At 62.9% G+C, this 6,597-nt stretch carries 7 protein-coding genes; 6 read left to right on the top strand and 1 reads right to left on the bottom strand.

The window, feature by feature from the left end; genetic code table 11:
• The 3 genes from VK804_RS24210 to VK804_RS24220 all read left to right on the top strand — a co-directional run.
• The coding region (locus VK804_RS24210; RefSeq protein ID WP_325374938.1) for an ABC transporter permease at nt 1-387 on the top strand (387 nt) is incomplete at its 5' end.
• Nucleotides 366-1,172: an ABC transporter ATP-binding protein gene (locus VK804_RS24215; protein WP_325374939.1), complete on the top strand. Its 807-nt coding sequence runs from the start codon at nt 366-368 to the stop codon at nt 1,170-1,172. The genes VK804_RS24210 and VK804_RS24215, both read left to right, overlap by 22 nt.
• Before the next feature lie 7 nt (nt 1,173-1,179).
• Entirely contained in the window at nt 1,180-1,971 is a 792-nt protein-coding gene (locus VK804_RS24220; RefSeq protein ID WP_325374941.1) for an ABC transporter permease, read from the top strand.
• 216 nt (nt 1,972-2,187) lie between these two features.
• On the opposite strand, the gene VK804_RS24225 is transcribed toward VK804_RS24220, so the two are convergent.
• Nucleotides 2,188-3,222, bottom strand: a complete 1,035-nt coding sequence (locus VK804_RS24225; protein WP_325374943.1) for a 5-methyltetrahydropteroyltriglutamate--homocysteine methyltransferase — start codon at nt 3,220-3,222, stop codon at nt 2,188-2,190.
• Between the two features lie 229 nt (nt 3,223-3,451).
• On the opposite strand from VK804_RS24225, the gene VK804_RS24230 reads away from it, so the two are divergent.
• The 3 genes from VK804_RS24230 to VK804_RS24240 all read left to right on the top strand — a co-directional run.
• On the top strand, nt 3,452-4,696 hold the full coding sequence (locus VK804_RS24230; RefSeq protein ID WP_325374945.1) for a branched-chain amino acid ABC transporter substrate-binding protein: 1,245 nt from the start codon (nt 3,452-3,454) through the stop codon (nt 4,694-4,696).
• Between the two features lie 38 nt (nt 4,697-4,734).
• Complete coding sequence (locus tag VK804_RS24235) at nt 4,735-5,682, top strand: branched-chain amino acid ABC transporter permease (RefSeq protein WP_325374947.1); 948 nt, start codon at nt 4,735-4,737, stop codon at nt 5,680-5,682.
• On the top strand, nt 5,679-6,597 hold a 919-nt coding region (locus VK804_RS24240), incomplete at its 3' end, for a branched-chain amino acid ABC transporter permease (protein ID WP_325374948.1). The genes VK804_RS24235 and VK804_RS24240, both read left to right, overlap by 4 nt.

Raw genomic sequence — 6,597 nt, forward strand, 5'->3', positions numbered from 1 at the left:
AAGGTCGGGTTCGGATTCTTCTCGACGATCTTCATCGTGATCCTGTCGACGACAACGGCGGTCGAATCCGTCAAGCCAGAGCATCTGACGGTGGCGCGTTCCTATGGCGCGACGCCGGCGCAGACCGCGTTCCGGGTTTACCTGCCGAGCATGCTGCCGGTGCTGCTGGAAGCCTTGCGGATCTCGATGATCTTCAATCTCACCGGCGTGATGCTGGCGGAGATGTATGCCTCGCGCGACGGCATCGGCCACCAGATCGCGATCTGGGGCGAGAATTTCCAGATGAAGCAATTGCTGGCGGGCGTGCTGATGATCGCCGCCATTGCCATGGCCTTCAACGAACTCGTCAGATCGGTGGAAACGCGATGCAGCCACTGGCGAACGTAACCTCGCTGAAGCCGGCCGCGCGCTCCGGCGCGGTGCAGCTCACCGGCGTCGGCCAGGTCTACAAGACCTCGGGCGAGGGCGTTCTTGCGGTGTCCGATGTGTCGTTCGAGGTCAAGCCTGGGCGCTTTGTCGTGCTGGTCGGTCCGAGCGGTTGCGGCAAATCCTCGCTGCTGATGATGATGGCCGGCCTTCGGCATCCGACGTCGGGAACGATCCTGGTGAGCGGCGCGCCGATCCATGATCCCGATCCGAACCGGGTCGGCGTCGTGTTCCAGGAGCCGAGCCTGTTTCCCTGGCTCACCGCGGAAGAGAACGTCGAATTCCCGCTGGCCTTGCGCGGCATCGCCAAAAAGGATCGCCGCGCCAAGGCGCAGGAAGCGCTGCAACTGGTCGGCCTCGACGGTTTCGGCAAGCGCCACCCGCACGAATTGTCTGGCGGCATGAAGCAGCGGGTTTCGATCGCGCGCGGCCTGGTGCAGGATCCGCCGGTGCTGTTGATGGACGAGCCGTTTGCCGCGCTGGACGAGCAAACGCGGATGACCATGGGCGACGAGCTCTTGCGGATCTGGGCCGCCACCGGCAAGACCATCATCTTTGTCACCCACAGCCTCACCGAGGCGGTTTATCTCGCCGACGAGGTGATCGTGATGTCGGCGCGCCCCGGCCGCATCGTCGACCGGCTCGAGGTCGCGCTGCCGCGGCCGCGCACGTTTGAGATGATGAGCGGCGATACCTTTGGCAGCCTGCGCGACCGCATCTGGCGCCACATCCGCAAAACCGCGTGAGGGTGTGATGTCCGCAAAAACCCTGCGCTATCTCATCATCGCTGCGCTGATCGTGCTCTGGGAAGTGTTGCCGCGCACCGGCGCCATCCCTGAATTGTTCCTGCCGTCGCTGTCCTCTACCCTGCAGGCCGGATGGAGCGACGCCGGCGAATACTGGCACGCGCTGCTGGTGACGCTTTACGAGGTCGCCATCGCGATGGTGATCGCCTGCGGCGGCGGCATTTTGGCCGGCGCCGTGGTCGGCAGCCTGCCGCGGCCGCGCGTGCTGATCATGCCGATGGTGTCGAGCCTCTATGCGGTGCCGCTGGTCATCCTCTATCCCGTCTTCACGGTGTGGCTCGGCATCGGCCCGGAATCCAAGATCGCCTTCGCCGGCCTCTACGGTTTCCTGCCCACCATGCTGTCGACCGCCGCCGGTATCCAGACCATCGATCCCCAGCTTCTGCTCGCCGCTCGCAGCATGGGCGCGACGCTGAGCCAGCGCGTCACGCGCGTCGTGATCCCCGCCGCCATTCCGACCGTGCTGTCGGGCCTGCGCGTCGGCGGCGCGCTGGTGATCGTCGGCGTCGTGGTGTCGGAGATGCTGATCTCGCCGGCCGGCATCGGCTACCTGATCTCGCGCTACCGCACCATCCTCGACAGCCCGCATGTGTTCGCCGGCGTGCTGCTGGTGCTGGCGATGGCGGTGGCGTTCAATACGCTGATCAAGCTGATCGAGCGCCATGCCGCCGTCTGGCAGGTCGGCACCCGCGCCGGCCGCGACGTAATCGCGCCATCGGCGGTCGGGCAGGCGGCATGACCACTTTTAAGGAAGATGGATAGATGGATACCGCGCGCAGACCATGCAGCGAAATCGCGAAGGTGTGTCTAAACGTCATTGCGAGCGCAGCGAAGCAATCCATGCAGCAAGGAAGTAAGAGTGGATTGCTTCGCTTCGCTCGCAATGACGATGTTAGGCCGCGACCTCGCGCCATTCTCGATGTCGTCCCGGCGAAGGCCGGGACGACACCGGGACCTAGCCGATCTCCTTCCGCACCATCGCGGCCGCATCGCTCATCGCCTTGAGCTTGCCGAAGGCGATGTGGCGCGGCATGTATTTCATGCCGCAATCGGGCGCCGGGACCAGCCGGTCGGCGGAAACATATTTCAGGCCGTGCCGGATGCGCTCGGCGATCACATCGGCCGTTTCGATCTCGGGATCGCCGAGGTCGATCACGCCGAGCATGATCTTTTTTCCGGAGAGATCGGCGAGCACGCCGAGATCGAGTTTCGGTTGCGCGGCCTCGATCGAGATCTGTTCGGCGGAGGAATCCGCTAGTTCAGCGAGGAACGAATAGCCCGCAGGTTTGGTGCTGCCGGGAACGACGGCGGCATAGCCGAAGCAGATGTGGACCACGGTCGGCACCGTGATGCCCTGCAGCGCTCGGTTGATTGCCTTCACCGCATAGCGCCTGGCGGCGGCGGGGTCGTTGCGCACCCAGGGCTCGTCAAGCTGGATCACGTCGGCGCCGGCCTTCTGCAATTCCAGCGCCTCGGCGTTGACGGCTTCCGCCAGCGCCATCGCCAGCGCTTCGTCGTCCTTGTAGAATTCGTCCTTGGCCTGCTGGCTCATGGTGAACGGGCCGGGCAGCGTGATCTTCGCCGCGCGATCGGTGTTGCGGCGGAGGAATTCCATGTCGCGCAATTCGACCGCGCCCTTGCGGCCGATTTTTCCGGTCACGCGCGGCACCGGCGTTTTCTGGCCCGACCGCGCGGTGATCAGCGCGGGGTTTTCGGCGTCGATGCCGTCGAGCGCGGTGGCAAATCGGTTGGAATAGCTCTCCCGCCTGATCTCGCCGTCGGTGACGATGTCGATGCCGGCGCGCTCCATGTCGCGGATCGCGACCACGGTCGCGTCATCCTGCGCCTGCTCGAGATAGACTTCCGGAATGCGCCACATTTCTGTCATGCGGGTGCGCGGCACCGATTTGGACAGCATCGCACGATCCACCAGCCAGTCCGGCTGCGGGTAGCTTCCGACCACCGTGGTCGGTAACAGGTGTCTGGGCATGGGCAAGGTGTCAACTCCCGGCGAGTGAGCGTATTGCTGTTATCTCGATGGTATAGGTGTTCGAGGCCGGCTTGTCAGTTGAGAACTGGCCGCGCCTGCGGCAATGCCGATCCGGCGCCAACGCAAGCGACGGCGCCAGCCGGCAATTGACTCACCTCGGCGAGGATGTACTCTTTGCGGCAAGGAAGAACATCTGTCCCCGAAGGGACGGGGCATAGGGGAGGACGCGATGAGCTGTTTGCGGCTGGTTTGCTATTCTTTCGCCATCCTGGGTCTGCTGTTTTCCGGCCGGCCCGTTCTCGCCGAAGAGACCATCAAGCTAGCCTACACCGATCCGTTCTCGGGTCCGTTTGCGTCGGCCGGCGACGAGTTTCTCAAGGTCTTCCAGTTCATCATCGCGCGAAGGAACGCCCTCGGCGGCCCGCTTGGCCGGAAGTACGAGCTGGTGCCGTTCGACGACAAGCTGCAGCCCGCCGAAGCGCTGATCGCGCTGAAAAGCATAACGGACCAGAACATTCCGTTCGTGATGCACTGCGTCGGATCCAATGTCGGCTCTGCCCTGATCGACGCTGTTTCCAAACACAATGCGCGCGAGCCGGATAGTCGCATCCTGTATCTGAATTGCGGAGCGCTCGCGACCGAGTTGACCAATGAGCAATGCGACTTCTGGCACTTCCGTTTCGCGGGCAGCGTCGACATGCGGGCCGCCGCGCGGATCAAGTCGCTGCCGGCCGATCTCAAAAAGGCCTACCTGCTAAACCAGGATTATCTGTTCGGCCAGTCGATCCAGCACGACACCAAGAAATGGCTGGCCAAGTTGCGGCCCGACATCGAGATCGTCGGCGACGAATTGATGCCGTTCGGCAAGGTGCAGGATTTCTCGTCCTATGTGGCCAAGATCAAGGCTTCCGGCGCCGAGAGCGTCGTCACCGGCAATTATAACCGCGATCTCAATCTGCTGATCAAGGCCGCGGTGGATGACGGCCTCAACGTGCGCTTCGATACCTATTTGTCGCACCTAATCGGCGGACCGACCGCAATCGGGGCTGCCGGCGAGAACCGGCTGACATCGGTGATGGAGTTCAACGGCAACGTCGCGGTCGACCAGAAAAGTGCGGAAGCCGAGAAGATCGCCGTCGACTGGCGCGCCAACCACGAGACAGATTTCTCGGAACTCAACTTCCTCACCATGATCGACATGCTGACCAATGCCATCAACAAGGCCGGCTCGACCGATCCGCTGAAGGTGGCGCTGGCGCTCGAGGACATGCATGTCAAGGACCTCGACGGCCAGGAAAACATCATGCGCAAGGAAGACCACCAACTGCTGATGCCGTATTACGCGGGCGTCTTCAGCAAGGACGTGAAATACGATTCCGAGCATACCGGCTTCGGCTGGAAGACCCAGATGACTGCGACCGCCGCCGACCTGACGCTGCCGACGATCTGCAAGATGAAGCGGCCGGAAAACTGAGCTCGGTTTGAAAGGGCGGGCGGGGGAACGAGGCGGTCATGGAGATAGTCCTCGTTTCCCTGTTCAACGGCCTTGTCTACGGCATGCTGCTGTTCATGCTGGCCAGCGGATTGACGCTGATCTTCAGCATGATGGGCGTGCTGAATTTCGCCCATGCCAGCATCTACATGATCGGCGCCTACCTTGCGTTCACGCTGAGCCAGTTCATAGGCTTCTTCCCCGCTCTGATCATCGCGCCCATCCTGTGCGGCCTGATCGGCGCCGCCATCGAGGTCTGGGGCTTGAGGCGCGTTCACAGCAACGGGCATATCGCTGAACTGCTTTTCACCTTCGGCCTGGTGTTCATCATCGAGCGCGGCGTGCAGATGACCTGGGGCATGCTGCCGATGGCCTATCGGGTGCCGCAGATCCTCGACTTTCCGCTGTTCACCGTCTATGGCGCCAACTTCCCGGCCTATCGCGGCTTCATGCTGCTGGTTTCCGTCGGCATGCTGGTGGCGACATGGATATTGCTGAAGCGAACCCGCGTCGGCCTGATCATCCAGGCGGCGCTGACCCATCCGCAGATGGCGAGCGCGCTCGGCCACAACGTGCCGCGGGTCTTTACCATCGTGTTTGCCGGCGGCTGCCTGCTGGCGGGTCTCGCCGGCGTGATCGGCGGCAACTATCAGACCACCGAGCCCGGCATGGCCGAGGCGATGGGTCCGATCGTGTTCGTCGTCGTAGTGTTCGGCGGGCTCGGGTCGCTGGCCGGCTGCTTCATCGCCTCCATCCTGATGGGGCTGATCCAGACCTTTGCCGTCGTCATCAACTATTCGCTTCTCGACGCGCTGAAGCCGCTCGGCATTATCGTGCCGGGCGATAATTTGTTCACGGAAATCCTGGCCATCCCGGTTGCCCGTATCGGCGCGCTGCTGCCGTTCGCGATGATGATCATCATACTGCTGTTCCGGCCGCGCGGCTTATTGGGAACGCGCGACACATGAGCAGACGCCGGTTCAGGGAAGGCTGGGTCTGGGTGGTGGCGCTGGTCGTCGCGATCGCGGCGCCCTGGGTGTTCTTCAACTACTCAACCGGGCGCCACTCCGGCTTCGTGCTGTCGATGCTGAGCCAGATGGGCATGATGAGCATCCTGGCCCTGTCGTACAACATGCTGCTGGGGCAGGCCGGCCTGTTCTCGCTGTGCCATGCGACGTTTTTCGGCATCGGCGGCTACGCCACGATTCATTTCCTCGACCTGGCCGGCGCCGGCAGCCTGCCGCTGCCGATGGAGTTCATTCCCCTGCTGGCGGGATTGTCCGGGCTCGGGCTTGCGATCGTGTTCGGCTATATGGCGACCAAGCAGCGCGCCACCGCCTTTGCGATGATCACGCTCGGGATCGGCGAATTGATGGTCACGGCCGCGCTGATGTTCCATCATTTCTTCGGCGGCGAGGGCGGCGTCAATGCCAACCGGATGATCGGCCACAGCCTGTTCGCTCTCAAATATGCATCCGGAATCCAGGTCTATTATCTGATCCTGGCGTGGACACTGATCGCCGCGCTGGCGATGTTCTTCCTGACGCTGACGCCGCTCGGCCGGATGGCGAACGCCACGCGCGACAATTTCGAACGCGCCCAATTCATGGGATACGATCCGCGCATCGTGCGCTTTCTTCAATTCGCGCTTGCGGGATTCTTCGCCGGCATCGGTGGCGGCCTGTACGCCATCACCTATGAGATCGTGACCTTCGATGCGCTGGCGGCACCGTTGTCGGCGAATGCGCTGTTGATGGCCTATATCGGCGGCTCCGCTTCGTTCGGCGGCCCGATCATCGGCGCGGTGCTGATCACGCTGCTGCAAAGCGGCGTCAGCCTGATGTCGAATTCGTGGTTGATCTACGTTGGCGTGCTGTTCATTG

This window comes from Bradyrhizobium sp., from assembly GCF_035484855.1.
Lineage (GTDB): Bacteria > Pseudomonadota > Alphaproteobacteria > Rhizobiales > Xanthobacteraceae > Bradyrhizobium.